Annotated in this window: 27 protein-coding genes; 20 read left to right on the forward strand and 7 right to left on the reverse strand. The window is 65.8% G+C overall.

The window, feature by feature from the left end; genetic code table 11:
* Nucleotides 1-67 precede the first annotated feature (67 nt).
* The 9 genes from AC3WUM_RS20255 (at nt 68) to AC3WUM_RS20295 (ending at nt 8,472) form a co-directional block, all read left to right on the forward strand.
* Nucleotides 68-1,129, forward strand: coding sequence for a hypothetical protein (locus AC3WUM_RS20255; RefSeq protein ID WP_492412559.1), 1,062 nt, complete (start codon nt 68-70; stop codon nt 1,127-1,129).
* A 95-nt stretch (nt 1,130-1,224) separates the two neighbouring features.
* Complete coding sequence (locus AC3WUM_RS20260) at nt 1,225-1,620, forward strand: hypothetical protein (RefSeq protein ID WP_492412560.1); 396 nt, start codon at nt 1,225-1,227, stop codon at nt 1,618-1,620.
* A gap of 191 nt (nt 1,621-1,811) precedes the next feature.
* Nucleotides 1,812-2,459 carry a thermostable hemolysin gene (locus AC3WUM_RS20265; RefSeq protein ID WP_492412562.1) on the forward strand — a complete coding sequence of 216 codons (648 nt, stop codon included), beginning with the start codon at nt 1,812-1,814 and terminating at the stop codon, nt 2,457-2,459.
* Complete coding sequence (locus tag AC3WUM_RS20270) at nt 2,459-3,964, forward strand: AMP-binding protein (RefSeq protein WP_492412564.1); 1,506 nt, start codon at nt 2,459-2,461, stop codon at nt 3,962-3,964. Before AC3WUM_RS20265 ends, AC3WUM_RS20270 begins: the two co-directional genes overlap by 1 nt.
* The gene (locus tag AC3WUM_RS20275; RefSeq protein ID WP_492412566.1) at nt 3,961-4,626 is read left to right on the forward strand and encodes an iron-containing redox enzyme family protein; all 666 of its coding nucleotides are present in this window, start codon (nt 3,961-3,963) and stop codon (nt 4,624-4,626) included. The genes AC3WUM_RS20270 and AC3WUM_RS20275 overlap by 4 nt, the downstream gene beginning before the upstream one ends.
* Nucleotide 4,627: 1 nt before the next feature.
* Complete coding sequence (locus AC3WUM_RS20280; RefSeq protein ID WP_492412568.1) at nt 4,628-5,437, forward strand: SDR family oxidoreductase; 810 nt, start codon at nt 4,628-4,630, stop codon at nt 5,435-5,437.
* Between the two features lie 14 nt (nt 5,438-5,451).
* Nucleotides 5,452-6,105 (forward strand): hypothetical protein, encoded by a 654-nt coding sequence (locus tag AC3WUM_RS20285; RefSeq protein WP_492412569.1) that lies wholly within the window; start codon nt 5,452-5,454, stop codon nt 6,103-6,105.
* A 6-nt stretch (nt 6,106-6,111) separates the two neighbouring features.
* Nucleotides 6,112-6,774 carry a methyltransferase family protein gene (locus tag AC3WUM_RS20290; RefSeq protein WP_492412570.1) on the forward strand — a complete coding sequence of 221 codons (663 nt, stop codon included), beginning with the start codon at nt 6,112-6,114 and terminating at the stop codon, nt 6,772-6,774.
* A 9-nt stretch (nt 6,775-6,783) separates the two neighbouring features.
* Nucleotides 6,784-8,472 (forward strand): phosphoethanolamine transferase, encoded by a 1,689-nt coding sequence (locus AC3WUM_RS20295; RefSeq protein WP_492412571.1) that lies wholly within the window; start codon nt 6,784-6,786, stop codon nt 8,470-8,472.
* 4 nt (nt 8,473-8,476) lie between these two features.
* On the opposite strand, the gene AC3WUM_RS20300 is transcribed toward AC3WUM_RS20295, so the two are convergent.
* Nucleotides 8,477-8,854: a steroid Delta-isomerase gene (locus AC3WUM_RS20300; RefSeq protein WP_492412573.1), complete on the reverse strand. Its 378-nt coding sequence runs from the start codon at nt 8,852-8,854 to the stop codon at nt 8,477-8,479.
* Between the two features lie 297 nt (nt 8,855-9,151).
* On the opposite strand from AC3WUM_RS20300, the gene AC3WUM_RS20305 reads away from it, so the two are divergent.
* Nucleotides 9,152-10,387, forward strand: coding sequence for a helix-turn-helix transcriptional regulator (locus AC3WUM_RS20305; RefSeq protein WP_492412575.1), 1,236 nt, complete (start codon nt 9,152-9,154; stop codon nt 10,385-10,387).
* 395 nt (nt 10,388-10,782) lie between these two features.
* On the opposite strand, the gene AC3WUM_RS20310 is transcribed toward AC3WUM_RS20305, so the two are convergent.
* The 3 genes from AC3WUM_RS20310 to AC3WUM_RS20320 form a co-directional block, all read right to left on the reverse strand.
* A complete protein-coding gene (locus tag AC3WUM_RS20310) occupies nt 10,783-11,265 on the reverse strand; it encodes a nuclear transport factor 2 family protein (protein ID WP_492412577.1) in 483 nt (160 codons plus the stop codon).
* Between the two features lie 94 nt (nt 11,266-11,359).
* Nucleotides 11,360-12,124: an SDR family NAD(P)-dependent oxidoreductase gene (locus tag AC3WUM_RS20315; RefSeq protein WP_492412579.1), complete on the reverse strand. Its 765-nt coding sequence runs from the start codon at nt 12,122-12,124 to the stop codon at nt 11,360-11,362.
* Nucleotides 12,121-12,903 carry an SDR family oxidoreductase gene (locus AC3WUM_RS20320; RefSeq protein WP_492412581.1) on the reverse strand — a complete coding sequence of 261 codons (783 nt, stop codon included), beginning with the start codon at nt 12,901-12,903 and terminating at the stop codon, nt 12,121-12,123. Before AC3WUM_RS20320 ends, AC3WUM_RS20315 begins: the two co-directional genes overlap by 4 nt.
* Before the next feature lie 134 nt (nt 12,904-13,037).
* Between AC3WUM_RS20320 and AC3WUM_RS20325 the strand changes: the two genes are divergently transcribed.
* The 6 genes from AC3WUM_RS20325 (at nt 13,038) to AC3WUM_RS20350 (ending at nt 18,306) form a co-directional block, all read left to right on the forward strand.
* On the forward strand, nt 13,038-13,886 hold the full coding sequence (locus tag AC3WUM_RS20325; protein ID WP_492412583.1) for an alpha/beta fold hydrolase: 849 nt from the start codon (nt 13,038-13,040) through the stop codon (nt 13,884-13,886).
* 30 nt (nt 13,887-13,916) lie between these two features.
* On the forward strand, nt 13,917-14,714 hold the full coding sequence (locus AC3WUM_RS20330) for a fumarylacetoacetate hydrolase family protein (RefSeq protein ID WP_492412585.1): 798 nt from the start codon (nt 13,917-13,919) through the stop codon (nt 14,712-14,714).
* Between the two features lie 21 nt (nt 14,715-14,735).
* A complete protein-coding gene (locus AC3WUM_RS20335) occupies nt 14,736-15,641 on the forward strand; it encodes an acetaldehyde dehydrogenase (acetylating) (RefSeq protein ID WP_492412587.1) in 906 nt (301 codons plus the stop codon).
* Between the two features lie 20 nt (nt 15,642-15,661).
* Nucleotides 15,662-16,717, forward strand: a complete 1,056-nt coding sequence (gene dmpG, locus AC3WUM_RS20340) for a 4-hydroxy-2-oxovalerate aldolase (RefSeq protein ID WP_492412589.1) — start codon at nt 15,662-15,664, stop codon at nt 16,715-16,717.
* A gap of 131 nt (nt 16,718-16,848) precedes the next feature.
* Entirely contained in the window at nt 16,849-17,853 is a 1,005-nt protein-coding gene (locus tag AC3WUM_RS20345) for a Rieske 2Fe-2S domain-containing protein (protein WP_492412591.1), read from the forward strand.
* A 126-nt stretch (nt 17,854-17,979) separates the two neighbouring features.
* Complete coding sequence (locus AC3WUM_RS20350; protein WP_492412593.1) at nt 17,980-18,306, forward strand: 2Fe-2S iron-sulfur cluster-binding protein; 327 nt, start codon at nt 17,980-17,982, stop codon at nt 18,304-18,306.
* A 21-nt stretch (nt 18,307-18,327) separates the two neighbouring features.
* Here AC3WUM_RS20350 and AC3WUM_RS20355 read toward each other — a convergent pair whose 3' ends face one another.
* Genes AC3WUM_RS20355 through AC3WUM_RS20365 form a run of 3 tightly spaced genes read right to left on the reverse strand, consistent with a single transcriptional unit; the run spans nt 18,328 to nt 21,709 of the window.
* Nucleotides 18,328-19,125, reverse strand: a complete 798-nt coding sequence (locus AC3WUM_RS20355) for a sulfite exporter TauE/SafE family protein (RefSeq protein ID WP_492412595.1) — start codon at nt 19,123-19,125, stop codon at nt 18,328-18,330.
* Nucleotides 19,126-19,127: 2 nt separating this feature from the next.
* Nucleotides 19,128-20,801 (reverse strand): bifunctional protein tyrosine phosphatase family protein/NAD(P)/FAD-dependent oxidoreductase, encoded by a 1,674-nt coding sequence (locus AC3WUM_RS20360; RefSeq protein ID WP_492412597.1) that lies wholly within the window; start codon nt 20,799-20,801, stop codon nt 19,128-19,130.
* A 23-nt stretch (nt 20,802-20,824) separates the two neighbouring features.
* Nucleotides 20,825-21,709, reverse strand: a complete 885-nt coding sequence (locus AC3WUM_RS20365) for an MBL fold metallo-hydrolase (protein WP_492412599.1) — start codon at nt 21,707-21,709, stop codon at nt 20,825-20,827.
* Nucleotides 21,710-21,952: 243 nt separating this feature from the next.
* Here AC3WUM_RS20365 and AC3WUM_RS20370 point away from each other — a divergent pair, with 243 nt between their 5' ends.
* The 4 genes from AC3WUM_RS20370 (at nt 21,953) to cydB (ending at nt 26,482) form a co-directional block, all read left to right on the forward strand.
* Nucleotides 21,953-23,257: a sigma-54 interaction domain-containing protein gene (locus AC3WUM_RS20370; RefSeq protein WP_492412601.1), complete on the forward strand. Its 1,305-nt coding sequence runs from the start codon at nt 21,953-21,955 to the stop codon at nt 23,255-23,257.
* A gap of 304 nt (nt 23,258-23,561) precedes the next feature.
* Nucleotides 23,562-23,780 (forward strand): cytochrome oxidase putative small subunit CydP, encoded by a 219-nt coding sequence (gene cydP / locus AC3WUM_RS20375; RefSeq protein ID WP_492412603.1) that lies wholly within the window; start codon nt 23,562-23,564, stop codon nt 23,778-23,780.
* Nucleotides 23,770-25,335 (forward strand): cytochrome ubiquinol oxidase subunit I, encoded by a 1,566-nt coding sequence (locus AC3WUM_RS20380; RefSeq protein ID WP_492412605.1) that lies wholly within the window; start codon nt 23,770-23,772, stop codon nt 25,333-25,335. The genes cydP and AC3WUM_RS20380 overlap by 11 nt, the downstream gene beginning before the upstream one ends.
* 10 nt (nt 25,336-25,345) lie before the next feature.
* A complete protein-coding gene (gene cydB, locus AC3WUM_RS20385; RefSeq protein ID WP_492412607.1) occupies nt 25,346-26,482 on the forward strand; it encodes a cytochrome d ubiquinol oxidase subunit II in 1,137 nt (378 codons plus the stop codon).
* Nucleotides 26,483-26,495: the final 13 nt, after the last annotated feature.

Consider the following 26,495-nt stretch of genomic DNA (forward strand, 5'->3'; position numbering starts at 1 on the left):
AATTAGAGTGCGCCCGATTCGAGGCAGCCAGAGCCCTGAGAGCCGGCCACCCATGATAGACCTTGCGATGCGCCCCCTGAGCCGGCTCGCCGGCCTGCTGCTGGCCTGCGCGTCGGGCTGTGCCTGGGCGCAGGAGCCTGCGACCGGCTCGGGCACCGGCTTCGATCCGATCGCCCGCCGCTACGAACTCGGCCACGGCTTGCCGCTCGGCGACACCGGCGCCGTGCTCGGCGGCTACGGCACCATCTCGGCCGGCGATGCCCAGGGTGCCGACTGGCGCGCCGGAGTCGATTCGCTGAGCGCGTTCCTGTGGTGGGACAACGGCGGCAGCTGGCATTTCTTCTCCGAGACCGAGATCGAAGACGGCCTGGTCGCCGGGCCCGGCCGATTCACTACCGACGAGGCCGAAGTCGAACTCGAGCGCTTCTACGTCGACTACACGCCGGCCGACGCCCTCAAGTTTCGCGTCGGCAAGTTCCTGACGCCGGTCGGCCGCTGGAACCTCATTCACGCCTCGCCGCTGGTCTGGACCACGGCCCGGCCGCTGATCACTGAGACCACGTTTCCGACCAACGCGACCGGTCTGATGGTCTACGGCACGCTGCCGTGGACCGCGAACGGTGTCGAGTATTCGCTGTACTACTCGCCCGGAACCGAACTCGCCCGCGACCGCGATATCGATACCTTCGAGGACGCGCTCGGCGGCCGGCTGCTGTTTTCACCGTTGCCGCATACCGAGCTCGGACTGTCGTACGCCAACTTCGAACAGCGCCAGTCGCCGGACGATCGCAAGAACCTCTACGGCATCGACTTCGCGTGGTCGCGGCGGCGCTGGGAGCTCAGCGGCGAGTTCCACTATCGCGTCACCTCGAGCCGCTTCGAGGATCGCGACGAGCAGGGGCTTTACGTGCAGGCGGTCGCCCCGCTGACGGCGCGCTGGTATGCGGTCGCCCGCTACGAAACCTTCCGGCGCTCGGGCTCCGCGCGCGACATCAACGTCTATCTCGGCGGCCTCAATTTCCGGCCCAGGCCGGCGGTCGTGCTCAAGGCCGAGTACAGCAGCGCCACCGACACCGACGACATCGAGGTCCGCGACGGCTTGCTGTTTTCGCTGGCGGTGCTGTTCTGAATTCCCGGCCGAGCCGCTGGGCGCTGCTCGCAGGCGCGGTCGCGCTCGGCGCCCTGCTGCCGCCGTCGCTACGCGCGCAGTCGGGCGCCCCGCCCTTGCTCGTCGTGGTCTCGGCCGACAACGCCGATGCGCCGAGCGCCGACGAGATCGCGCTGATCTTCAAGCGTCGCAAACTGTTCTGGAGCAACGGCACGCGCATCCAGCCGGTCAATCTTCCGGCCGACCATCCGCTGCGCCAGCACTTCGCGCACACGCTGCTGCGCATGTCCGCCGACGCCCAGGAGGAATACTGGAACGAGCAGTACTTCCACGGCGTGCTGCCTCCGCATGTGCTGGCTTCGGAAGCCGCGGTGCGGCGCTTCGTCGCGGAGACGCGTGCCGGCATCGGCTATCTGTCGGCCTGCGAAGCCGGGGCGCGCCTGCGCGTGGTCCTGCAGCTGACGCCGGAAGGGCGTCCGGAAGCCGCCGGCAACCTGCCCGACTGCCGCTGAGACGCTTCGCGACCCTGCAAGAATTGTCTGCAAAGCTTGCGCACCGACCATTCGTGCAGGCTTTGCATGCATCGAGCGTTTATTCCATCTACCTGAAATAACGCTGCTTTTTAGGTTTGAGCCGGCTGGCACCGGCGTTGCCCGATCGATTCCGAAGCCCGCCGCCGGCGGTGCATGCAGTCGGTCCCGACATGACGCCAGCCCCGCTCCACCGAGCGACAGCCAGCCCGAAACCCGCGCTGATCGAAGCGCAGGCCGCGACGCGTGACGCGCTGACGGCTTTCATCGCCGAGCGCTTCGCCGAGGTCTACGGCGCGAGCCTGTACTGCTACCTGCCCCGCCTGTTCGGCCTGCATGGCACCGATGGCGAGCTGCTCGCCGCGGTCGGCCTTCGCGGCGCGGCCAGCGGGCCCTTGTTCCTCGAGCGCTATCTCGACGATCCGATCGAAGCCTGGGTCGCCAAGCGCCAGGCGCGTCCGGTGTCGCGGCAGCAGATCGTCGAGGTCGGCAATCTCGCGGGCGCTACGCCGGGAGCCTTGCGCGAGCTGATTCCAATGCTCTGCGAGCTGCTGCAGGCCGAAGGCTTCCAGTGGGTGGCGTTCACCGGCGCCGCGCGCCTGTGCAACGGCTTTTCGCGGCTCGGACTGCCACTCGAGATCATCGCGCCCGCCCCGATCGAGCGGCTCGCCGAGCATGAGCGAGCTGCCTGGGGCCGCTACTACGACAGCGCACCATCGGTGATGCTCGGCGACATCGGCAACGGCAGCCGGCTGCTGCGGCACCAGCAGCGCGAGGGCGGCGATCCGCTCGCAGCGCTCGCACGCGTCGGAGCGCCGTGATGAGCGGCCACGACAGCCGCGTCATCGCCGCCTTGCATCGCCACGCGGCCGAGTCGCCCGAGCGCATCGCCCTGGTCGGCGGCGATCGGCGCGTCGATTACGCATCGCTGCTCGATACGGTGAAGGAACTCGCGGCGGGCCTGCGTGCGAGCCGCGGCACGCGGGTCGGCATCGTCGCCGACAACGGCATCGCCTGGGCGTTGTCCGAGCTTGCCGTCCTGCACGCCGGGCTGGTCAGCGTTCCGCTGCCCTTGTTCTTCTCCGCGCAGCAGATCGCGCACGCGATCGCCGACGCCGGCATCGATCTGCTGCTGATCGATCGCCGGCTCGCGCTGCCAATGGCCTTGCCGGGCGCGCAAGACGTCTCGCAACTGCTGCCGCCCGCGACGGCCTCGCTGCTGCGGTTGCTCAGCGTGCCGGCGCAGGCTCGCCCGCTGCACGCGGCGACGCGCAAGATCACCTACACGTCCGGCACCACCGGATCGCCCAAGGGCGTCTGCCTCGGCATCGAGCAGCAGGAACGCGTCGCCGAAGCGCTCGCGCAAGCCAGCGGTGCGAACGCGCAGTCGCAGCATCTGTGCGTGCTTCCGCTGGCGACCCTGCTCGAGAACATCGGCGGGCTCTACGCCCCGCTGCTGGTCGGCGCCACGACGCATGTGCCCTCACTCGGCGCGGTCGGCCTGGATGGTGCGAGCGGCTTCGATCCGGCCAGGTTGCTTCAGCAGATCGAGCTGGCCCAGGCCAACAGCGTGATCCTCGTGCCGCAGCTGTTGCTGGCGCTCATCGCCGCGATCGAAGCCAGGGCGCCGCTGCCGAAGAGCCTGAGCTTCGTCGCGGTGGGCGGCGCGATGCTGTCGCCGACGCTGCTGGGCCGCGCGACTCGATCGGGACTGCCGGTCTACGAAGGCTATGGCCTGTCCGAGTGCGCCTCGGTGGTTGCGCTCAACACGATCCACGACTGGCGAGCCGGCACGGTAGGCCGGCCGCTGCCGCATCTGAGGCTGCGGATCGCGCCCGATGGCGAAGTGCGGGTCGCGGGCAACGGCTATCTGGGCTACGTCGGCGAGCCGGCGCACGAATCGACCGACGAAGTGGCGACCGGCGACATCGGCCACCTCGACGAAGACGGCTTCCTGCATCTGACGGGCCGCAAGAAGAACATCTTCGTCACCGCCTACGGCCGCAACGTCTCGCCCGAATGGGTCGAAAGCGAGCTCGCGCTGCAGCCGGCGATCGCACAGGCCGCGGTGTTCGGCGAAGCCAGGCCCTACAACGTCGCGGTGATCGTGCCGCGCACGCGCGATCTGGTCGCAGTGCAGTCGGCGCTCGATGCCGTGAATCACGGCCTGCCCGACTACGCGCGCATTCATCGCTGGATCGTCGCTTCGCAGCCGTTCGCGCCGGCCAACGATCAGCTCACGCCCAATGGACGCTTGCGCCGAAGCGCCATCGCATCGGCGTACCGCCTTCAACTCGAATCCCTCTACGACGAGACCGCTGCATGAGCCACTACGAAGTCCTGCAGGCCGAAACGCTGGCCGAGCGAACCGCGCTGCTGAACCAACCCCTGTTCGCGGACGCGATGGCCGGGCGCGTGAATATCGCGATGTACATCGCGTTCTTGACCCAGGCCTATCACCACGTCAAACACACCGTGCCGCTGATGATGGCCTGCGGCGCCCGTCTGACCGATCGCCACGAATGGCTGCGCGCCAGGATCGTGAGCTACATCGACGAGGAATACGGCCATCACGAATGGGTGCTCGACGACATCGTCGCGAGCGGCGGCGATCGCGAGTCGGCGCGGCACAGTGTTCCGGCGTTCGAAACCGAGATGATGGTGGCCTACGCCTACGACCTCATCGAACGCGGCAATCCGGTGGGCTTCTTCGGCATGGTGCACGTGCTCGAAGGCACCAGCACCGCGCTGGCGACCAATGCCGCGAAACAACTCGCGCTCGCGCTCGGCCTGCCCAGGACGGCCTTCACCTACCTGAGCAGCCACGGCGCGCTCGACGTCTCGCATGTCGATTTCTTCCGCGACCTGGTCAACGAGCTGACGCCCGGCGATCTCGACGCGGTGATCCAGGCATCGCGCCGCTTCTACCGGCTTTACAGCGCCATCTTCGCCGCGCTGCATCGCCAGTTTTCCGTGAGGGAGCGCTGACATGAAACTCGCAGACAGTCGTGTACTGCTGACCGGCGCATCCGGCGGCATCGGCAAGGAAGTGGCATTCGAACTCGCCGCGCGCGGCGCCGAGGTGCTGTTGTCCGGAAGACGCGCGACGGTGCTCGACAACATCGCCAGCTCGATCGTCCATCTCGGCGGCAAGGCGCGCGTGCTGACTTGCGACCTCAGCGAGCCATCGTCGGCGGAGAACCTCATCGCACGTGCGACCGAGGACGGCCTGCGGCTCGACGCGCTCGTCAACTGCGCCGGTGTTTCACATTTCGGCCTGTTCGAAAACCTGTCCAAAGCGCAGCTCGATGCGATCTGGCAAACCAACGTGACCGCACCGATGCAGCTCGCAAGCGCTGCGCTGCGACCGTTCAAGGCCCAGGGCAGCGGGCTCATCGTCAATGTCGGATCGATCTTCGGATCGATCGGCTTTCCGTGCTTCACCGCGTACTCGGCGAGCAAATTCGCCTTGCGCGGCTTCTCCGAAGCCTTGCGTCGCGAACTCGCCGGCAGCGGCGTCGGCGTGCTCTACGTCGCTCCGCGCTACACGCGCACGCCGATCAACGAAGGCGCGACGAGCCGCATGGCCGAAGCGGTCTCGATGAAGCAGGACGAGCCGCAGACGGTCGCTCGCATCATCGTCGACGCGATGCAGGCCGAGCGGCGCGAGCGCTATCTCGGTTGGCCGGAACGCTTCTTCGTCAAGCTCAACGCGGTGTTCCCGCGTCTCGTCGACAAGGGGCTGCGCGAACAGGGCGAGCGTATGCGGCCCTTCGCACTGTCGCAGACATTGAATTGATGGAGGCTACGAACATGTTCAGCAACCCGATGACCAAGAGTCTGCTCCTGCTGGCGGCCGGACTGCTCGCCAGCTGGCTGATGCCCGCGCACGCCCAGACCTGGAGCGATGACGTCGCCCGGCTGCAGCACGGCTGGGCCGAGGCGTACTACCAGACGCCGGAACACGACAAGCTCGCGAAGTTCGAGCAGCTCGCCGCCGATGCGCAATCCGCCGTCGAACACAACAAGGGACGGGCCGAGCCGATGATCTGGCAGGCCATCATCCTGAGCAGCTACGCGAAGTTCCAGGGCGGGCTCGGCGCACTCGACAAGATCAAGCAGGCGCGCGACGAGTTGCTCGCCGCCGAGAAGATCGACGCGACCGCGCTCGACGGATCGGTCTACACCTCGCTCGGCAGCCTCTACGCCAAAGCGCCCGGCTGGCCGCTGTCGTTCGGCGACAAGAAGAAGGCCAAGGCCTATCTGGAAAAAGCGCTGCAGCTCAATCCGAACGGAATCGATCCGAACTTCTTCTACGGCGAGCTGCTCGCCGACATGAGCGAGCGCGATCAGGCACGCCGCTATCTCGAAGCGGCGATGTCGGCGCCCGCGCGCGCAGGCCGCGAAGACGCCGATGCCGGTCGGCGCGGCGAGATTCGCGCCGCCCTCGACAAGATCAAGGGCTGAGGCGTGATGAAGCATTCGGCAACGGCCCCGGCAACATCGGTCTCCATCGGCGCCGCCCCGCCCGCTGCCTTGGGGCCCGTCCAGCGCCGACGTCGGCGACGCCTTCAATGGCTCGGCATCCTGCTGCTACCGCTGTTGCTGGTGTGCCGCTCGGCCTGGCCCGACAGCAGTCCCGCGCACGAGAGCATCGAGGCGCTCGGGCAGCTGCTGATGCTGGTCTGCATCGCCGGCCGCACCGGCTGCACCTTGTATGTGGGCGGCCGCAAGTGTGCGGAACTCGTCACCGATGGTCCCTACTCGGTCAGCCGCAATCCGCTCTATGGCTTCTCGCTGCTGGGTGCGGTCGGCGCCGGCCTTCAGTCGGGCTCGATCACGGTCGCCGCCGTGATCGGGCTAGGCTTCTTCGCCGTGTTCGACCGGCTCATCCGCCAGGAAGAACGCTATCTGGCCACCAAGTTCACGACGTTCGCGAGCTACTGCGCCTCGACTCCGCGCTGGCTGCCCAGGCCAGGGCTGTGGCACTCGGCCGATCAGCTGCTCATCGAGCCTCGGCACGTTTTCAGAACCCTGCGCGACGCCAGCCTGTTCCTGCTCGCGTTTCCGGTGTTCGAACTGATCGAATGGGCGCAGACATCGGGCCACGTCGGCGCGCTGGTCTCGCTCTACTGAGATGGCGCGATGAACCATGATGTCGAAGCGGCTGGCGGCACACGGGTGGCGTGGCGGGACCGGCTCGATCGGCTGTCGCGAATCACGGTGACGCCGACCACGCTGATGCTGCTGGTGGTGGCCTACCTGCTGCTCACGCAGAACCAGTCGCTCGCCAAAGCGGTCGTCGGCTCGCTGCCGAAGCCGTTCGGCTTGCAGGAGTGGCGCATCGCCTTGTCGGCTCTGATCACCACGTTCGATGCCCTGATGCTGGCCATGATCGCGCTGAGCTGGAAGCCGGTGCAGAAGCCCGCGGCCTGCGTCCTGCTGGTGACCGCCGCGGTCTGCAGTTACTTCATGGACAGCTTCGGCACGCTCATCGACAAGTCGATGATCATGAACGTGGCGCACACCGACTTTGCCGAGGCCTCCGACCTCATGGGCGGGGCGTTCTGGACCCATGTGACGGTGTTCGGGCTGCTTCCCGCCACGATCGTCTGGAAGCTGCAGCTGCGCCGGAATGGCTTCTGGAAAGAGTTCCGGACCCGGGCCGCGCTGCTGATGCTCGTGCTCACGGTCCAGGCCGCCGTGATCGGGCTGCAGTACAACGAACTCTCGTTCTGGGGCCGGGAAAACCGGTCCGTGGCGGTGCTGATCAACCCGGTCTCGCCGATCAACTCGGCGTACTCGTATCTTCGGCACCAGTATCGCGAACACCATGCCGCCCCGCTGCTGCGCATCGCCAGCGATGCGACCCGCGCCGCGACCGTGGGCGTCCGTCCGTTGCTCGTGGTCATGGTCGTCGGCGAAACGGCCCGGGCACAGAATTTCCAGCTCGACGGTTATGGACGCGCCACCAATCCCGGGCTGTCGGCACGACACGACCTGTTCAACTTTTCCGCCGTCCGTTCCTGCGGTACCGCGACCGCTGAATCCGTGCCCTGCATGTTCTCCAATCTCGGGCAGAGACGCTTCTCGCCGCGGCGTGCGGCCGAACAGGAGAACGTCCTGGACGTGCTGCAGCGTCTCGGCGTCCGTGTCGCCTGGTGGGACAACGACTCCGGCTGTCAGGGCGTCTGCAGTCGCGTCGGCTCGATGTCGGTCGGCCAGAAGAACGATCCGCAATTCTGCTCGCAAGGCCAGTGCTTCGACGGGGCGCTGCTGAGCGATCTCGGAAACGTGAAGCTCGACACCGACGAGTCGATGCTGCTGGTCCTGCACATGAAGGGCAGCCATGGCCCCGCCTACTTCAAGCGATACCCGGACAGTGCGCGCCGCTTCACGCCCGATTGCCGCGACGAGAGCGTACAACGCTGCTCGTTGAGCGAGGTCGTCAACGCCTACGACAACTCCATCGTCTACACCGATTCGGTGCTTTCGGATCTGATCGGGCAGCTCGACGCGCGATCGGCTTCCACCGACTCGGTCGTGCTCTACGTTTCGGATCATGGAGAAAGCCTCGGAGAGGCGGGCCTCTATCTGCACGGCATCCCGTATCGACTGGCGCCCGATCAGCAGACGCACGTGCCGATGTTCCTGTGGCTTTCTTCGCAGACATCTTCACGACTGAAGCTGGATACCCGCTGCCTCGCACAGGCCACCGCGCAGCCGACATCCCACGACGCCGCGTTCCACACGCTCATGGGCCTGTTCTCGGTGCGATCGAAAGCGCATGACCCGAAGCTGGACCTGCTGAGTGCTTGCGAGAACGCGAGCTGAGGCTTCAGCCCATCTGCATGTCGCTCAAGCCCCAGAACGCGCGCATCGAGGCGATCTTGCCTTCGGCGTCGAAGCGCATCACGTCGATCACGCGAATCAGCGCCGGCCCCTGCGGCATCTCGAGTTGCACGTCGAAGGCCATCGCGGCTTCCTGCCCCTGCGAGGCCCGGATCGGGGCCGCGAGCGCGAGCTTGGCTCCGGTCTTGATCGAGTTCCGGTAGAACTTGGCGATCGCCGGCTTGCCCTGCATCGGCGGCTTGCCGACCGGGTCTTCGACCGTCGCGTCGTCCGCATACAGATCGATGATGGCCTCGGCGTCGCCGTGGTTGAAGCCGTCGATGTAGCTTTGCAGCACTTTCTTCATCTGTTTTTCGTCGACCATTCGGTTTGCCCTGTTTTCGAATTTGGGAAGTGCAATAAAAAAATTAACTCTGTCCGAGCGATTACCGTACGAATCCTCTGACTTCTCCGCGATAAACTACTGTCCCAAATAGGTAATTTCGGCAATTCATCCGAACGGACGAGTTTTTGCCGATCGCTGAAAACCTGTGCCTATACTTCGACACCCCCGGCCGCCATGGATGTGTGTGCAAGGGGTCAATCCGTTCCGAACCATCGCACAGGCCCCCCAGGGGCGAACGGAGTCACGACAAGACGTGGGTGGAGGAGATCCAGACGCATGTCAGCAAAATTCGATGCACTCGATGTAATTGAACGCCCGGTCACCGAGCGGCCGGTCGTCACCTCGATCAGATCGCGTTTCGTCGCACGCGACGACGAGTCCGAACCTGCGGAAATCGTTCCGCTCGATCGGCTCATCGGCGCGATCTACGAGGGACCGATGGAGTCCCCGCCCTGGCAATCCGCGCTGCAGCTCATGCGCGAAGCCCTGCGTGCCGGACACGTGACCCTGATCCTGCGCCCGCCGACGAGCGACAGCGCGGGCATCATGATCAACACCGGCAAGACCACGATGGAAGGCCTGGAGTCGTACTCCAACCGCTTCTTCGCGCTCGATCCGTTCGTACGTCTCAAAGAAGGCGAAGTGGTCACCGCCGAGGAGCTGATCGGCCGCCAGTGGCTCGAAAGCCCGATCTACAAGGAGTACATGCGCTCGATCGACGTGCGCCATCTGCTCGGAGCCGACATCTCCGGCGATGGTGTGGAATGTCGCCTGCGAGTGACGCGGCCGCATGGAGCCCCCGAATTCTCGGCGCAGGACAAGACGTTGTGCCGCACTCTGCTGCCGCACCTGAAGCGCTCGATCCAACTGCACACGCGCATCGATTTCCTCGAATGCGAGCGCCAGCTGTTCGCCGGTGCGGTCAATCGCATGCTGCTCGGCATGGTCATCTTCGACCAGAACGGCACCATCATCGAAACCAACCAGGAAGCCAAGCGCATCCTCGCGGAGAAGGACGGCATTCGCCTGTTCGGCAATGCGCTCGGCGTCGATTCGAGCACCGAGAGCCGCGAGCTGCAGAGCATGATCCGTCACGCCCTGACGGGTCCGTGCTCGGCCGGCAATGGCGGACCCGTCATCGTCGAGGCGATGTCGGTTTCGCGTCCTTCGGGCCGCGCCAAGCTCGGCGTGCTCGTGCGTCCGATTCCGCTCGGCCAATGGTCCGAAAGCAAGCAGCGGCCGGCCGTCGCGGTGTTCCTGCGCGATCCCGAATCGAATGCGGCGCAACCGTCGAACGAGCTGCTGCGCAAGCTGTTCGGGCTCACGCGCATGGAAGCTTCGCTCGCGATGCTGCTCGCCGAAGGCTTCACGCTCGACGAAGCCGCCGAGAAGATGGATGTACGCCGCAATACGGCGCGTACGCATCTGCGCTCGATCTTCTGCAAGACCGGCGTTACGCGGCAGACGATGCTGGTGCGGCTGTTGCTCAACAGCGTGATTTCGGTCAGTTGATCGTCGGGAAAAGCCCCTCTCCCGCACGCGGGAGAGGGGACTGCAAAGAGTCGCTGTACTCCGAGGGTTCGTTCGGAAAGTGCGTGCATGCTCCGACCTTCCCCTCTCCCGGTCCTTCGGACCACCCTCTCCCGCAAGCGGGAGAGGGGACCAGCAAGGCGTGCATCCTATCGGCGGTGATTCGATAAACAGGTACTTCCGCAGCACAAGCTGCCGTTCCTCTCTCCCGCTTGCGGGAGAGAGTCTCCGCGCAGCGGGGGAGAGAGGGTTCGTTCGGAAAGTGTGCGCATGCTCCGACTCTCCCCTCTCCCGGTCCTTCGGACCACCCTCTCCCGCAAGCGGGAGAGGGAAACTGCATCGCAGCGGTGCTCAGAGCAGCATCGCAGAATCGCAACTCACCCCAGCTTCTTCCCACTCCTCGCCAGCCAATGCGCGGTGATGTTCGGTGCCTGCTCGAACGGCGTGACGATCTCGTAGATGCGCTCGTAGGTCGCGCGCTTGATCAGCCATTCGCCGTCGCGCTTCACATAGGTGTCACGATACAGCGCGCTGCCGTCGGTGATGATCTTGTTGCGCAGGTCGAGAAACCAGTCTTTCAGATACCAGACGCCGGTGGCTTCGGTGTCCGAGACGAAGTCGATCTCCGGATGGTTGACGTGATGCAGCGCGATCGCGTCCGCATGAAAGGCGTAGCGCAGGGCATCGAGGATCGAATCGCGGCCCTGCGCTTCGAAGCGATAGGTGCCGCCCACATAGCAGACGCTCGCGTCCTCGACGAACAAAGCCTGCAGCTCGTCGAAGTTGGCGGTGTCGATGCAGCGGCAATAGCGGTACTTGAGTTTGCGGATCAGCTCGAGGTCTTCCAGCGGCAGCGGCATCGTCGGTCTCCTGCTCATGAAGGTGTGCGCCGAGCATGTTGCGCGGGGCGCGCAGCGGCTTCGTCCATTCGCAGGAGCGCGCGATGCAGCACGCTCAAACCCCGAAGCCGCCCGAGACGTTGATCTGCTGGCCGGTCACGTAGCCGTTGGTGGCGAGAAACACGACCGCATGGCCGATCTCCTCGGGCTGACCCCAGCGCTTGATCGCGAGCAGCTTCTGCGTCTCGTCGATCCACTCCTGACCGAACACGCCACGCTCGGTGAGCTCCTTGAACATGCCGGCCTCGATGACGCCGACGAGTACGGAATTGGCGCGCACGCCGTGGCGCCCTTCTTCTTTCGCGATCCCCTTGACGAGCGCTTCGTTGGCGGCCTTTGGTACCACCGACAGACCATCGCGCGGTGGAAACCAGACGTGGCCCGCGGAGCCCAGATGCACGTAGCTTCCGCCGCTTTCACGCAGCTTCGGCAGCGTGGCCTGCACGACGTTGAAGAAGCCGTGCACTTCGATGTCGATCGACTGCCGCCAGAGCGCCTGCGTGGTCTCCGCGATAGGAACCTGCTCGACGACCGGGCCCGCGGCGAACACGACGGTATGGAGGCGGCCGTGCTTCGCGATCGCCTGCTCGACGGCCGCGACGACGCTGCTCGCATCGGTCAGGTCGGCCGCATGGGCGCTAGCCTTGCGTCCGCCTTTGGCGATATCGGCGGCGAGCGTTTCGGCGAGCTCGCGCTTGCGGCGATAGACGATCGCGACGTCGCTGCCGGCCTCGGCGAGACTGCGCACGACGTGCTGGCCGATGCCACCGCTGCCGCCGAAAACGATCGCGGCTCCCTTTCCAAAAGCTTTCATCGTCATGGTTTCCGGCCTCCACCGGCGTCGTGATTGACGGTCGCGGCCGCCAGGAATGCAGGGCGCTCGCCTCCACCATGCAGCAGCAGATTGCTGCCGCTTACATAAGACGCGGCCGGCGATGCGAGCCAGACGCAGGCGTCGCCGATGTCGTTCGGCTGAGCGAGTCTTTGCAGCGGAATCGTCGCAGCCACCGCCGCGACGCCGCTCGCGTCGCCGTAATGCAGATCGGCCTGTTCGGTCAGCACCGGGCCCGGCGTGACGGCGACGACGCGCACCTTCGGTGCCCACTCGATCGCGAGCGATTGCACGAGGCTCAGCACCGCGGCCTTGGCGGCGCCGTAGGCGGCGGTTCCGGGCGACGGACGCAGGCCGCTGACGCTGGCGATGAAGACGATCGCGCCACTGCCCTGCTTCTGCATCTGTGCATTCGCGAGCTGGGCCAGATGAAACGGAGCCAGCAGGTTGAGCTGCAGGATCTTGTCGTGGAAGCGCGGCGAAGCCTGGTCGGCCATCGCGAAAGGCGAACCACCGGCATTGTTGACGAGCACGTCGAGCCGGCCGTGGCGCTCGATCAGTTCTGCGAGCAGCGCGACGCGGGCCTGCTCGTCACGCAGGTCGGCAGTGATGAATTCGGCCCTGCGTTCTCCAGCTTGCGGCAGCGATTCGGGCCGCTCGCGACCGCAGGCGATCACGGTCGCGCCCGCAGCCAGGAAACGCTCGCTGATACCGCGTCCGACGCCCTTGGCGCCACCGGTGACGAGAACGACGGGCGGTTGCGGCATGCGCTGACTCCGGAAGCGGATTCAAGACAGCGCGATGCTAGGCCATCGCCGCGGTGCTTCCGTAGTCCAAAGAGACGAAGCCAGTCCCTCGGCGGACGCAGACGATGCGAAAGCCTCATCGACTGTGCTTCGTCATGCCCCAAGACTCCGCTCCCGCCGTCAAGCCCGTGCCGGAAGGCCGCTATGCGCAGCTGCGCAACGGGCATCGCATCCACTATCACGACGACGGTGACGGCGAAGTCGTCGTATTCCTGCACGGCTCGGGCAATGGCGCCTGCGGCTACAGCAATTTCAAGGGCAACTGGCCCGCGCTCGTCGAGGCCGGCTATCGCTGCATCGTTCCGGATCTGATCGGCTACGGTTACTCCGACAAGCCGACCGAGGCGCAGTACACGCTCGATTTCTTCGTCGAATGCGTGCAGCAGACGCTCGCAGCGCTCGGCATCCCGCGCTGCACGCTGGTCGGCAATTCGCTCGGCGGTGCGATCGCGCTCGGACTCGCGCTCGCCCAGCCTCAGCTCGTGCAGCGCCTCGTGCTGATGGCGCCGGGCGGGCTCAACGACCTGCCCGACTATCTCGCCATGCCCGGCATGGCCGCGATGTTCAAGCTGTTCGGCAGCCCCGAGCTTCCGAGCGAGGCGATGATGAAGGAGTTCTTCGCCAAGGCCTTCGTCGTCGATGCATCGGTGGTCACCGACGAACTCGTGCGCGAGCGCCGCGAGCTCATGAAGCTGCAGAACCCGCAGGTCATCAAGACCATGAAGGTTCCGAACCTCACCGAGCGCCTGCCCGAGATCGCCTGCCCCGCGCTCACGCTGTGGGGGCTCAACGAGAACATGATGCCGGACAGCGGAATCCTGAGGCTCGCCAAGGGCCTGCGCAACGGGCGCATGGTGCTGGTTCCGAACTGCGGCCACTGGGTCATGATCGAGCATCGCGAGCTGTTCAATCGCACGGTGCTCGATTTCCTGCGCCATGGTTGAGGTCGAGACACCCATCGCGGAGACGCGCGCATGTCGCTGAGCACCGAACGCCAGCGCGAGCTCGGCGACGAGCTCTTCGACGCGCTGCGCTCACGCCGCACGCTGGCGCCCTTGAGCGGGCGCGTCGACGGCATCGACATCGACGACGCCTATCGCATCTCGCTGCACTTTCTCGACCGGCGCATCGCGGCGGGCGAGCGCGTGATCGGCAAGAAGATCGGCGTCACGAGCAAGCCCGTCCAGGACATGCTCGGCGTGCACCAGCCCGACTTCGGCTTTCTGCTCGACGTCATGCAACTCGCGGACGGCAGCAGCGTGAGCCTGTCGAAGGCGAAGCTGATCCAGCCGCGTGCCGAAGGCGAGATCGCCTTCGTGCTCTCGCGCGATCTGCAGGGCCCCGGCGTCACCGAGGCCGACGTGATCGCCGCCACCGACTACGTCTGCGCCTGCTTCGAGATCGTCGACTCGCGCATTCGCGACTGGCAGATCCGCATCGAGGACACCGTGGCCGACAACGCAAGTTGCGGCGTCTTCGTGCTCGGCCGTGATCGCGTCTTGCCGCGCTCGCTCGATCTGGCGGCGGTGACGATGCAGATCCAGAAGAACGGCGAGCATGCCGCGTCAGGCATCGGCTCGGCCGTGCAAGGTCATCCGGCCGCCGCCGTCGCCTGGCTCGCGAATACGCTCGGGCGCTACGGCATTCCGTTCAAGGCCGGCGAAATCATCCTGTCGGGCTCGCTCGCTCCGCTGCTGCCCGCGTCGGCGGGCGATCGCTTCGACATGCAGCTGCAAGGCATCGGCTCGGCGTCGATCGGCTTTACCGAATAACCGCTTTCATCGGGACGCTCCATGCAAAAGATCAAATGCGCAATCATCGGTCCGGGCAACATCGGCACCGATCTGCTCTACAAGCTGCGCCGCTCGCCGGTGCTCGAGCCGGTCTGGATGGTCGGCGTCGATCCGGCATCCGAAGGCCTTGCGCGTGCGCGCGAGCTCGGCATCAAGACCACCGACCAGGGCGTCGACGGCCTGCTGCCGCACGTGGCCGCCGATGGCGTGCAGATCGCCTTCGACGCGACGAGCGCCTACGTGCACAAGGACAACTCGGACAAGCTCACGCGCCTCGGCGTGATGATGATCGACCTGACGCCGGCCGCGATCGGCCCGTATTGCGTGCCGCCGGTGAACCTCGCGCAGAACACCGAACGCCGGGCGATGAACGTCAACATGGTGACCTGCGGCGGCCAGGCGACGATTCCGATGGTCTATGCGGTCTCGCGCGTGCAGAAGGTGCGCTACGCCGAGATCGTCGCGACCGTCGCATCGAAGTCGGTCGGTCCGGGCACGCGCCGCAACATCGACGAGTTCACCCGCACCACCGCGGGCGCGGTCGCCCAGGTCGGCGGGGCCGACGAGGGCAAGGCGATCATCGTGATCAACCCGGCCGAGCCGCCGCTGATCATGCGCGACACCATCCACTGCCTGACCACCGAAGCCCCGCGCGAACGCGAGATCGAGGAATCGGTGCACGCGATGGTCGCCGAGGTGCAGCAGTACGTGCCGGGCTACCGGCTCAAGAACGGCCCGGTGTTCGACGGCAACCGGGTCACCACTTACATCGAGGTCGAAGGCCTCGGCGACTACCTGCCGAAGTACGCGGGCAATCTCGACATCATGACCGCGAGCGCGACGCGCACGGCCGAGATGATCGCTAGGGAAATCCAGGCCGGGCGCTTCAAGCTCGAAGCGGCCTGAGCGCTGACCGGAGCCACACCATGAGCACACTCGCAGGCACCCGCGTCACCACGCACGACATGTCGCTGCGTGACGGCATGCATCCCAAGCGCCACCAGATCAGCATCGAGCAGATGAAGGCGATCGCGCAGGGACTCGATGCGGCGGGCGTTCCGCTGATCGAGGTCACGCACGGCGACGGGCTCGGCGGAGCGTCGGTCAACTACGGTTTTCCGGCTGCGAGCGACGAGGAATACCTGCGCGCGGTGATTCCGCTCATGAAGCGCGCGAAGGTTTCGGCGCTGCTGCTGCCAGGCATCGGCACGGTCGATCACCTGCGCATGGCGGCCGATTGCGGCGTCACCACGATCCGTGTCGCTACCCATTGCACCGAAGCCGACGTCAGCGAGCAGCACATCCAGCTCGGCCGCAAGATGGGCCTCGATACCGTGGGCTTTCTGATGATGGCGCACATGATCGAGCCACAGCAGTTGCTCGAACAGGCCAAGCTCATGGAGAGCTATGGCGCCAACTGTCTCTACGTGACCGACAGCGCGGGCTACATGCTGCCCGAGGACGTCAAGGCGCGGATCGGCCTGTTGCGCGACAAGCTGCAGCCGCAGACCGAGATCGGTTTTCATGGCCACCACAATCTGTCGATGGGCGTCGCCAACTCGATCGCGGCGGTCGAAGCCGGCGCACGGCGCATCGACTGCGCCTGCGGCGGCATGGGCGCCGGAGCCGGCAACACGCCGATGGAGGTCTTCATCGCGGTCTGCAATCGCATGGGCATCGAAACCGGCGTCGATTTGTTCAAGGTCAGCGACGTCGCCGAAGACCTCGTCACGCCGATCCTCGATTTTCCGGTCCGCATCGATCGCAATTCGCTCACGCTCGGCTATGCGGGCGTGTACTCGAGCTTCCTGCTGTTCGCGCGCCGGGCCGAACAGAAGTACGGCATGTCGGCACGCGAGATCCTGCTCGAACTCGGACGCCGCAAGATGGTCGGCGGACAGGAAGACATGATCGAGGACACCGCGATCACGATGGCCCGCGAGCGCGGCATCAAGCCGGACGCCAAGTCACGTGCCGCCTGATGCCGTTCATCCTCTGAATGGACTAAGACGCGCCCTGCGCCAGGCACCACACTAGCTCGCACAAGCCTACAAAACGCCGGCCCAGCCGACAGACCCACGCGTGAAGATCGCCGCAGGAGGAGAAGACAACAATGGGTGAGATGAACCTCAAAATGCTGCTGGAATCGCAATCGCTGGAACGTTGCCCGTTCCCGATTCCGACCGGCTGGTTCTTCGTCGATTTCTCCGATCAGCTCAAGGTGGGCGAGATTCGCAACGTCGAAATGCTCGGCCAGGAATGGGTGCTGTTCCGCAGCGAGAGCGGCCAGGTCGGCATGACCGACCCTTATTGCCCGCACCTTGGCGCGCATCTGGGCCACGGCGGCAAGGTGGTCGGCGAAAACATCCGCTGCCCGTTCCATCACTGGGAATACAACACCGAAGGCTGGTGCAAGGCGATTCCATACGGCAAGGTCGCGCCGCCGATCATCAAGAAGCAGGCGATCCTGCGCACGCTGCCGGCGGTCGAGAAGTACGGCATGATCTGGGTCTGGTATCACCCCAAGTGCGAACCGCCGAGCTGGCAACTTCCGCACATTCCGGAGATCGAAGACGAAGGCTACACGGGCGACCGTCGCGGCAGCTGGCCGGTGCACACGGCGATCCAGGAAGTGGCCGAGAACGGCGTCGATTTCGCACACCTGAAGTTCCTGCACGGCGCGGCCGGCATTCCGCCGGCGGTCGTCAACTTCAAGGATCACGTCATCGAGATCGACATGGCCGGCGGCTACATCGTCGGCAAGGGCTATGGCCCGGGCCTCAACGTCTTCCACTTCACCCAGGAAGGCGTCAGCGCGACGATGATTTCGTACACGCAGCCGATCACGCTCGAACGTTCACAGATGAACATGAGCTTCCGGCACAAGGATTACGGCGCCGGCACGCGTGAAGCGGCCATCGCCAAGAAGCTCGTCGATCACATGATCGGCGCGGCCGAGGGCGAAGAGAGCGCCGGCTTCGAGAGCGTGGACTTCATCGTCTGGAACAACAAGAAGTATCGCCCGAACCCGCTGCTCTGCGACGGCGACGGCCCGATCCTGCAGTACCGCAAGTGGTTCAGGCAGTTCTACGCGGACGGCGATCTGTCGAAGATCTGATCCTCATCCGATTGCAAGTTTGCAGTGCTGCGCCCGTATCGCGAGTTTGCTCCTCCAGCGATACGGGCGCTTCCTTTATCAGCGTCGCGTCCAACTCATTCACCTACCCGCCGGAGTTTTTTGCGCATGCCCGAAGTCCGCGTCAAAGGCCGTGACGGCACCGAACAGGTTCTCGAGGCCGCCGAAGGCACGCAGCTCATGGAGACCTTGCGCGATTCGGGCCTGGGCGTCGATGGAACCTGCGGCGGCGCGTGTTCCTGCGGCACCTGCCACGTCTACGTCAGCGCGGAGTGGAGCGCTCGTCTGCCGGCGAAGAGCGAGGACGAGTCGATGATGCTCGAAGCGCTCGCCGAGTATGTGCCGCTGCGCGAGGGCTCGCGCTTGTCGTGCCAGATTCGGATCGAGCGCGAGGTTTCGGGAATCGTGCTCGAAGTCGCGCCCGCGGTGGACTAGCGCGCGTGCCGGCAGGCTCGTTCAGACGATCCTGATGACGATCACGGCGGCCGCGACCAGGCTGATGGCCCCGAAAGACCGCTTCAGCGTGACCACCGAGAGACGCCCCGCCAGACGGCTGCCGACGACCATTCCGGCGAGTGAGCCGAGCGCAAACGGAACCGCGACCGGCCACAGCATCGAACCCGCGCCCGCCGCCACGGCGACACTTCCGGCGGACACCAATGCAATGACGCCCAGCGAGGTGCCGATCACGCTGGCCTGGTCCAGGTTCGTGTAGCGCGCCAGCGATGGCACGATCACGAATCCGCCACCGACTCCGAGCGCTCCGCTCAGCACGCCCGAAAGTCCACCGGTCATCATCAGGGCGCGAGCGCACGGTGCGGTCCAGTGCAGCCGCCCCTGGTCCGGGTCGAGCACGCAAGGCAGCTTCTGGTCGGGCGGAACCGGCGACGCCGCGCGGGCGTCCCTGATCATCCGGATCGCCACGTAAGTCAGAACCAGCGCGAAGATGACCGTCATCGGCGCCGTGGGAATCCGGTGCGCGATCCAGGCGCCCAGTGGGGCCGTGCAGATGCCGACCGCACCGATCAACCCCGCCGCCCGGTATCGCAGTCTGTTTTCGCGCAGGGCGATGGCGCCGCCCAGCGCCGCCGAGATTCCGACCGCCAGCAGCGCGATCGGCGCGGCCTGCACCACCGTCAGGTGCAAACCCAGCATCAGCAGCGGCATGGCCAGGATGCCGCCGCCGGCCCCCGTCAAGGCGAGCGCCAGGCCGATCAGCGCACCGAACACGACCGTCAGCAAGGAGCTGTCCACCGCTATCCGACCAGTTCGGGCTGGGCGAGCCACTCACGGCCCTTGAGCATGCCCTGCCAGTACAAGGGCGGCAGGATGCGCTCCTTGAGCAGCCAGGCGAGCCGCGAGGGCTTGCGACCGTCGATCAGAAAGCGCGGAAAACTCGGCTTGAGCTGGCCGCCGTAGGCGAACTCGGCGAGCACGATCTTGCCTCGTTCGACGGTCAGGGGGCAGGACCCGTAGCCGTCGTACCGCGCGCTCAGCGGCTCGTCGCGCAAGGCCGCGACGACGTTGTGGGCCACCACCGGCGCCTGCTTGCGGGCGGCGGCGGCGGTCTTGGCGTTGCTGGTGTTGCCGGCGTCGCCGAGCCCGAACACGTTGGCGAACCGCTGGTGCCGCAGCGTCCCCGGATCGAGATCCACCCATCCCGCCGCATCGGCCAGCGGGCTCGCCTTGATGAAATCCGGCGCGCACTGCGGCGGCACCGCATGCAGCAGGTCGAACGAGCGTTGAATCGTTTCGCGGTCGCCGCCAGGCAGCAGCCTGCTGAAGCTGGCGATGCGATTGGGCCCGTCCACCGCCGTGAGCGTGTGCCCGAAGTTCAGCTGCACCTGATAGCGGTGTACGTACTCCATCAGCGCCGGCACGTAGTCCGCCACTCCGAACAGCACCGCGCCGGCGTTGTAGAACTCGGCGGTGACTTCCCCCTGCAGTCCGGCGCGTCGCCAGTGATCGCAGGAGAGATAGAGCGCCTTTTGCGGCGCGCCCGCGCATTTGATCGGCATCGGCGGCTGGGTGAACAGGGCACGCCCGCGGCGCAGCTGTCGCACCTGCTGCCAGGTGCAGGGCGCGAGGTCGTAGCGGTAATTCGAAACGACCCCGTTCCTGCCGAGCGTCTCGGCGAGCCCGGGAATCGCCGCCCAGTCGAGTTTCAGCCCCGGGCACACGATCAGCATGCGATAGCGCACCACGCGGCCGCCTTCCAGCATCACCGCGTCCTGCTCGGGTTCGAATCCTGCGACGGCCGCCTTGATCCAGTGCACGCCCTTGGGAATCAGCCCGGCCATGTTGCGCACGGTCTTTTCAGGCTCGAAGACACCCGCTCCGACCAGCGTCCAGCCGGGCTGGTAGTAATGCGCCTCCGCCGGATCGACGATGGCGATATCGAGCCCGGGCGCCCGCGCCAGCAGGCTCGCGGCGGCGGCGATACCCGCGGCACCCCCGCCGATGATCACCACCGTGTGCTCGGCATCGGTGCGTTCGCCGACGATGGCCGGCGCGCTCGAAGCCATCAGGCGCGGCATCAGCGCGGACAGCTCGTAGCCCGCTCGCCGGGCGGTATCGATCAGTTCCGCCGCGGGCGCGGCGTGTTTCGATGACAAAGCCCATAGCGTGGTGGAGCGCATTCCGCTTCGGCAGTAGGCCAGTGCCGGCGCCGGCACCTTCGCGAGCAGTTCACCGAAAGCCTGCGCGTCGGCGTCGGAAACCTGGCCCGATACGATCGGCAGATAGTGAAACTGCAGGCCGTGCGCCGATGCGGCGGCAGCGATCTCCTCGTGCGTCGGCTGATCGGCTCCCTCGCCGTCCGGCCGGTTGCAGATCAGTGACTTGAATCCTTGCGCGGCAACGTCCCCGACCTCGGCCAGGCCGACCTGCGGAGAGACCGACAAGGCGGAAGTCAGTCGAGCGATCTTCATGGAAGCTCCGGGTTGCGGGCGCATCAAAGGGCGTTGAGCGGAATCTTCAGGTAGCTCACCCCGTTGTCCTCGGGCTCGGGCAACTCGCCGGCACGCATGTTGATCTGCACCGACGGCAGGATCAGCGTTGGCATTTCGAGCTGCGCGTCGCGCGCGGTCCGCATCGCCACGAAGGCGTCTTCATTGATGCCGTCCTTCACGTGGATGTTGTGCGCGCGCTCTTCGGCGACGGTGGTTTCGTAGCGCAGCTCCCGTCCGTTGGGCCGGTAGTCGTGGCACATGTAGAGGCGGGTTTCGGCCGGCAGGCTCAGCACCTTGTTGATCGACCGATACAGCGTGCGCGCGTCACCGCCCGGAAAGTCGCAGCGCGCGGTGCCGTAGTCGGGCATGAACAGCGTGTCGCCGACAAAGGCGATCGTTTCCGCACCGTCGCCGATCACATAGGTCAGGCAGGCCGGCGTATGTCCAGGCGTATGCATCACCCGCGCCTGCAAAGACCCGATGGCGAACTCGTCGCCGTCATGGAACAGCTGATCGAACTGGCGGCCATCGCGGGCGAATCGCGCGTCGGCGTTGAAGATCTTGCCGAACATGTCCTGCACGGTACGAATCCGGTCGCCGATGGCGATCCGTCCACCGAGCCGTTCCTTCAGGTAGTGGGCGCCCGAAAGATGATCGGCATGGACATGGGTTTCGAGATGCCATTGCACGGTCGCATGCAGTTCGGCGACGCGGCTGATCAGCCCATCGGCCGAACCGGTGCTGGTGCGGCCGGACTTGGGGTCGTAGTCGAGCACGCTGTCGACGATCGCGCATTGGCGGGTGCTGCGGTCGAGGACGATGTAGCTGATGGTCGACGTGGCTAGGTCGAAATGCCCTTCGACGACGAGCTGGCTGGTGGTGCGCATGCCGCGCTCTCTTGGTAAGCCGCCGGAAATAGCGACGCCTTGCAGTTCTCACGCACCGTGCCAGCGCAGGCGGGTTCGCAAGCCCTTGTTCCACATGCGAAGACGGCCGCATCGCAGGCGAAGCCGAGGCAGTTGGCAGTCAGTCCGGCGGCAGCGATGGCAGCCAATGGCAGTTGTTTGGCAGCTTCGGAAGGCAGTGCTAGGCTCGGCCGCCAGCCGGCCCGTCGCCGAGGAAACCCGATCATGTCGACCGCAGAAAGCTCGGTTAAGACCCTGATCTCCTACCTGGAGCACGAGCCCACGCCGATGATCGTGCTCGACATCGACTACAACATCCTCGCCTCCAACACCGCCTACCAGCGGCAGTTCGCCACGCCGCGCCAGCAGATCAGCGGACGCAAGTGCTTCCGCGTTTCCCATCAGTACAGCGTGCCCTGCGACCAGGCGGGCGAGCGCTGTCCGATGAAGCGCGCGGCCGAGACGCGCCTGCCCGACCGCGTCCTGCACATCCACCACACGCCGAGAGGCCCGGAACACGTCGATGTCGAACTGCGGCCGATTCTCGACGATGCGGGTTCGGTGATCGCCTACGTCGAGCGGCTCACGAGCGTCGCAGGCGCCTCGGCGCAGCCGCGCGAAGCCGGGCTGGTCGGGCGCGCGGCCTCGTTCAACGCCGCGCTCTCGGCATTGCTGCGCGCCGCGCCGTCGCAGATCCCGGTCTTGCTGCAAGGCGAGTCCGGCACCGGCAAGGAACTGTTCGCACGTGCGCTGCACGAAGCGAGTTCGCGCACGCGCGGGCCGCTGGTGGTGGTGGACTGCACCGGGCTTTCGGAATCGCTTTTCGAGAGCGAACTGTTCGGCCACGAACGCGGCGCTTTCACCGGCGCGCTGCAACGCAAGATCGGGCTGGCCGAAGCCGCGCATGGGGGCACGCTGTTTCTCGACGAGATCGGCGACGTTCCGCTCAACATGCAGGTGAAGCTGCTGCGCCTGATCGAATCGGGAACCTTTCGCCGCGTCGGTGGAATCGAAACCCTGCGCGCCGATTTCCGCCTGGTCGCGGCCACTCACAAACCACTCAAACAGATGGTCGAAGCCGGCAGCTTCCGGCAGGACCTCTACTACCGCATCAACGCCTTTCCGGTTCACCTGCCGTCGTTGCGAGAGCGCGCAGAAGACATTCCGCTGCTGGCGGAGAGCCTGCTCCGGCGCATGGCCGACACCGCGCCGCTGCGCCTCGACGACGATGCGATGGAGGCGCTGCGGCGCTACCCGTTTCCAGGCAACGTGCGCGAGTTGCGCAACGTCCTGGAACGCGCCCGCCTGTTCGCGGACGACGGCGTCATTCGCATCCGCGACCTTCCCGCCGAGGTGGCCGGCGACGAGCCGGTGGCCTTGCATTCCGCCGGCACGCGGCGGAGCAAGGAGAAAGCGCGGCTCACGCATGCGCTCGCCGTATTCGAGGGCACCCGAGCGGAACTCGCACGTCACCTCGGACTGAGCGAACGCACCCTCTACCGCAGGCTCAAGCGCTACGACCTCGAGTAGCGCGACTCACTGCCATCGCACTGCCATGCCAGGCGCGCGGCAGTGATCATGGCAGCCAATCTGGCGGCCCGGCGTTTCAGCGGCGAGCCAAGGCTTTGATTGCGCTAGGCACATCGGGCCGAGCGCGACTGGCACGGGCATTGATTCGATCGGTCGTGCATGCCGCAAGAGCGTGCTCCAGGGAGATCGAGATGAGTGTCGCCGCGAGCCACCATGATGGCCGGACCGGATTGATGCGGATCAAGGACGTCGGCCTGCAGCGGCGTCACCATCAGCCCCGCAAGATCCCCACTCCGTGACGCGGATGAAACAGCGCGGCGCATCAAGCTCGAATCATCATCCGCCCCTGGGGAAGGAAATCGCATTGATCCTGGCGGTCAAGCTGCTGGCGATCATCGTGCTGTGGCAGCTGTTCGTCAGTCACCGGCGAGTCGACGTCGATAGCGTCGCCGCCGGCAGCAGTGTCTTGGGCGAGCTCTCGCCCGCAACGTCCCTCTCAACTGGATCCCCACATGATCAGTGAGCAACTCGTCGATCTCTCGCGTCTGCAGTTCGCCGCCACCGCCATGTACCACTTCCTGTTCGTGCCGCTGACGCTCGGCATGGTCTGGCTGCTGGTCATCATGGAATCGGTCTACGTCATGACGGGCAAGCTCGTCTACAAGGACATGACGCGCTTCTGGGGCAAGCTGTTCGGCATCAACTTCGCGCTCGGTGTCACCACCGGCATCACGCTCGAGTTCCAGTTCGGCACCAACTGGGCGTACTACTCGCACTACGTCGGCGACATCTTCGGCGCGCCGTTGGCGATCGAAGGACTGATGGCCTTCTTCCTGGAGTCGACCTTCATCGGCCTGTTCTTCTTCGGCTGGGATCGCCTGTCGAAGCCGCAGCATCTGCTCGTCACGATCCTGATGGCGATCGGAACGAATCTGTCGGCCCTGTGGATCCTGATCGCCAACGGATGGATGCAGAACCCGGTCGGCGCCGAGTTCAATTACGAAACCATGCGCATGGAACTGACCGATTTCTGGTCGGTGATCTTCAATCCGGTGGCGCAGGCCAAGTTCGTCCACACCGTCTCGGCCGGCTACGTCACCGGCGCGATGTTCGTGCTGTCGATCTCGGCCTGGTATCTGCTCAAGGGCCGCGACGTCGAGTTCGCCAAGCGCAGCTTCCGCGTCGCCGCGGCCTTCGGCCTGGCCTCGGTGTGCTCGGTCATCGTGCTCGGCGACGAGTCGGGCTACACCGTCGGCGAATCCCAGCAAACCAAGATGGCGGCGATCGAGTCGATGTGGGAAACCGAGAAAGCGCCCGCCTCGTTCAGTCTGGTGGCCTGGCCCAACGAGGCCGAGCAGAAGAACGATTGGGCCATCGAGATTCCGTGGGTCATGGGGCTGATCGGCACGCGCTCGGTCAGCAAGCCGATTCCGGGCATCCTCGAGATCAAGGCGAAGAATCGCCAACGCATCGTCTCGGGCATCGAGGCCGCCAAGGCGCTGGGCAAGCTGCGGGCGAATCGCAGCGATGCCGAGGCCAGGGCCGTGTTCGAGCACCACAAGGCCGACCTCGGATTCGGCCTGCTGCTGCGCAAGTACGTCACCGACTTCGGGCAGGTGACGCCGCAGATGATCGAGCTCGCCGTAAACGACACGATTCCGCGCGTCACGCCGATGTTCTGGGGCTTTCGCGCGATGGTCGGCATCGGCTTCCTGATGCTGGCCCTGTTCGCGCTGGCCGCGCTGTCGACGCTGCGCACGCGATCCGAGACACGGCGCTGGCTGCTCAAGTGGGCGCTGTGGTCGCTGCCGCTGCCGTGGATCGCCTGCGAACTCGGCTGGTTCGTCGCGGAGTACGGGCGCCAACCCTGGACGATCTACGGCGTGCTGCCGACCCATCTGTCGGTGTCCACGCTCAGCGTCTCGAACCTCTACGGATCGCTGGCCGGATTCGTCGGCTTCTATACGGCGCTGCTGATCGTCGAGCTCTATCTGATGCAGCGTTTCGCGCGGCTCGGCCCCGGCAGCCTCGGCACCGGCCGCTACGCCAACGAGCCCATCCACGCCGCCGCGCATTGAGGATCACGCCATGTTCGACTACGAAACCCTGAAGCTCATCTGGTGGTTGCTGATCGGCGTGCTGCTCATCGGCTTCGCCGTCATGGACGGACACGACATGGGCGTCGGCAGCCTGCTGCCCTTCGTCGGTCGCAGCGACGTCGAACGCCGCGTCGTCATCAACACGGTGGGGCCGCACTGGGACGGCAATCAAGTCTGGTTCATCACCGGCGGCGGCGCGATCTTCGCGGCCTGGCCGCTGGTCTACGCGACCGCCTTCTCCGGCTTCTACTGGGCGATGCTCGCGGTGCTCTGGGCCTTGTTCCTGCGTCCGGTGGGCTTCGACTACCGCAGCAAGATCCACGACGCGCGCTGGCGCTCGGCCTGGGACTGGGGACTCTTCGTCGGCGGGACCGTGCCGCCCGTGATCTTCGGCGTCGCCTTCGGCAACCTGCTGCTCGGGGTTCCGTTCCACTTCGACGAAAACCTGATCTCGACCTACACCGGCTCGTTCTGGCAGCTGTTGAATCCGTTCTCCGTGCTCTGCGGCGTGGTCAGCAGCTCGATGATCGTCCTGCACGGCGCGATCTATCTTGCGCACCGCACCGAAGACCCGATCGCCACGCGCGCGCGCCTGGCCGCCTACGGCTCCGCACTGGTGATGCTGCTCGCGTTCAGCGCGGCGGGCCTGTGGCTGCTGCACATCGACGGCTACGCGATCACCTCGGCCGTCGACGGCGCAGCGCTCGCCGATCCGTTGACGAAGTCGGTCGAACGCCGGGCCGGCGCCTGGCTCGCGAACTACCGTGCGATGCCGCTGACGATGATCGTTCCGACGGCGGCCTACGTCGGCGCGATCGCCGCTCTCGTGCTGCTGCGCGCCGGTCGCAGCGGCCTGGCCTTCATCATGTCGAGCGTGATGCTCGCCGGCGTGATCGGGACCGCGGGCGTCTCGATGTTTCCGTTCGTGATGCCGTCCTCATCCGATCCGGGACACAGCCTGACCGTCTGGGACAGCACCTCGAGTCCGCTCACGCTCGGCATCATGCTGGTGGCGGTTCTGATCTTCATGCCGCTGATCATGTTCTACACGGCATGGGCTTACCGGGTGATGCGCGGAAAGGTCACCACCGCCGGTATCGAGCGCAACACGCACAGCGCCTACTGACAGGCAAGGAGAC

The sequence above is a fragment of the Hydrocarboniphaga sp. FW305-C-57 genome (assembly GCF_058783045.1).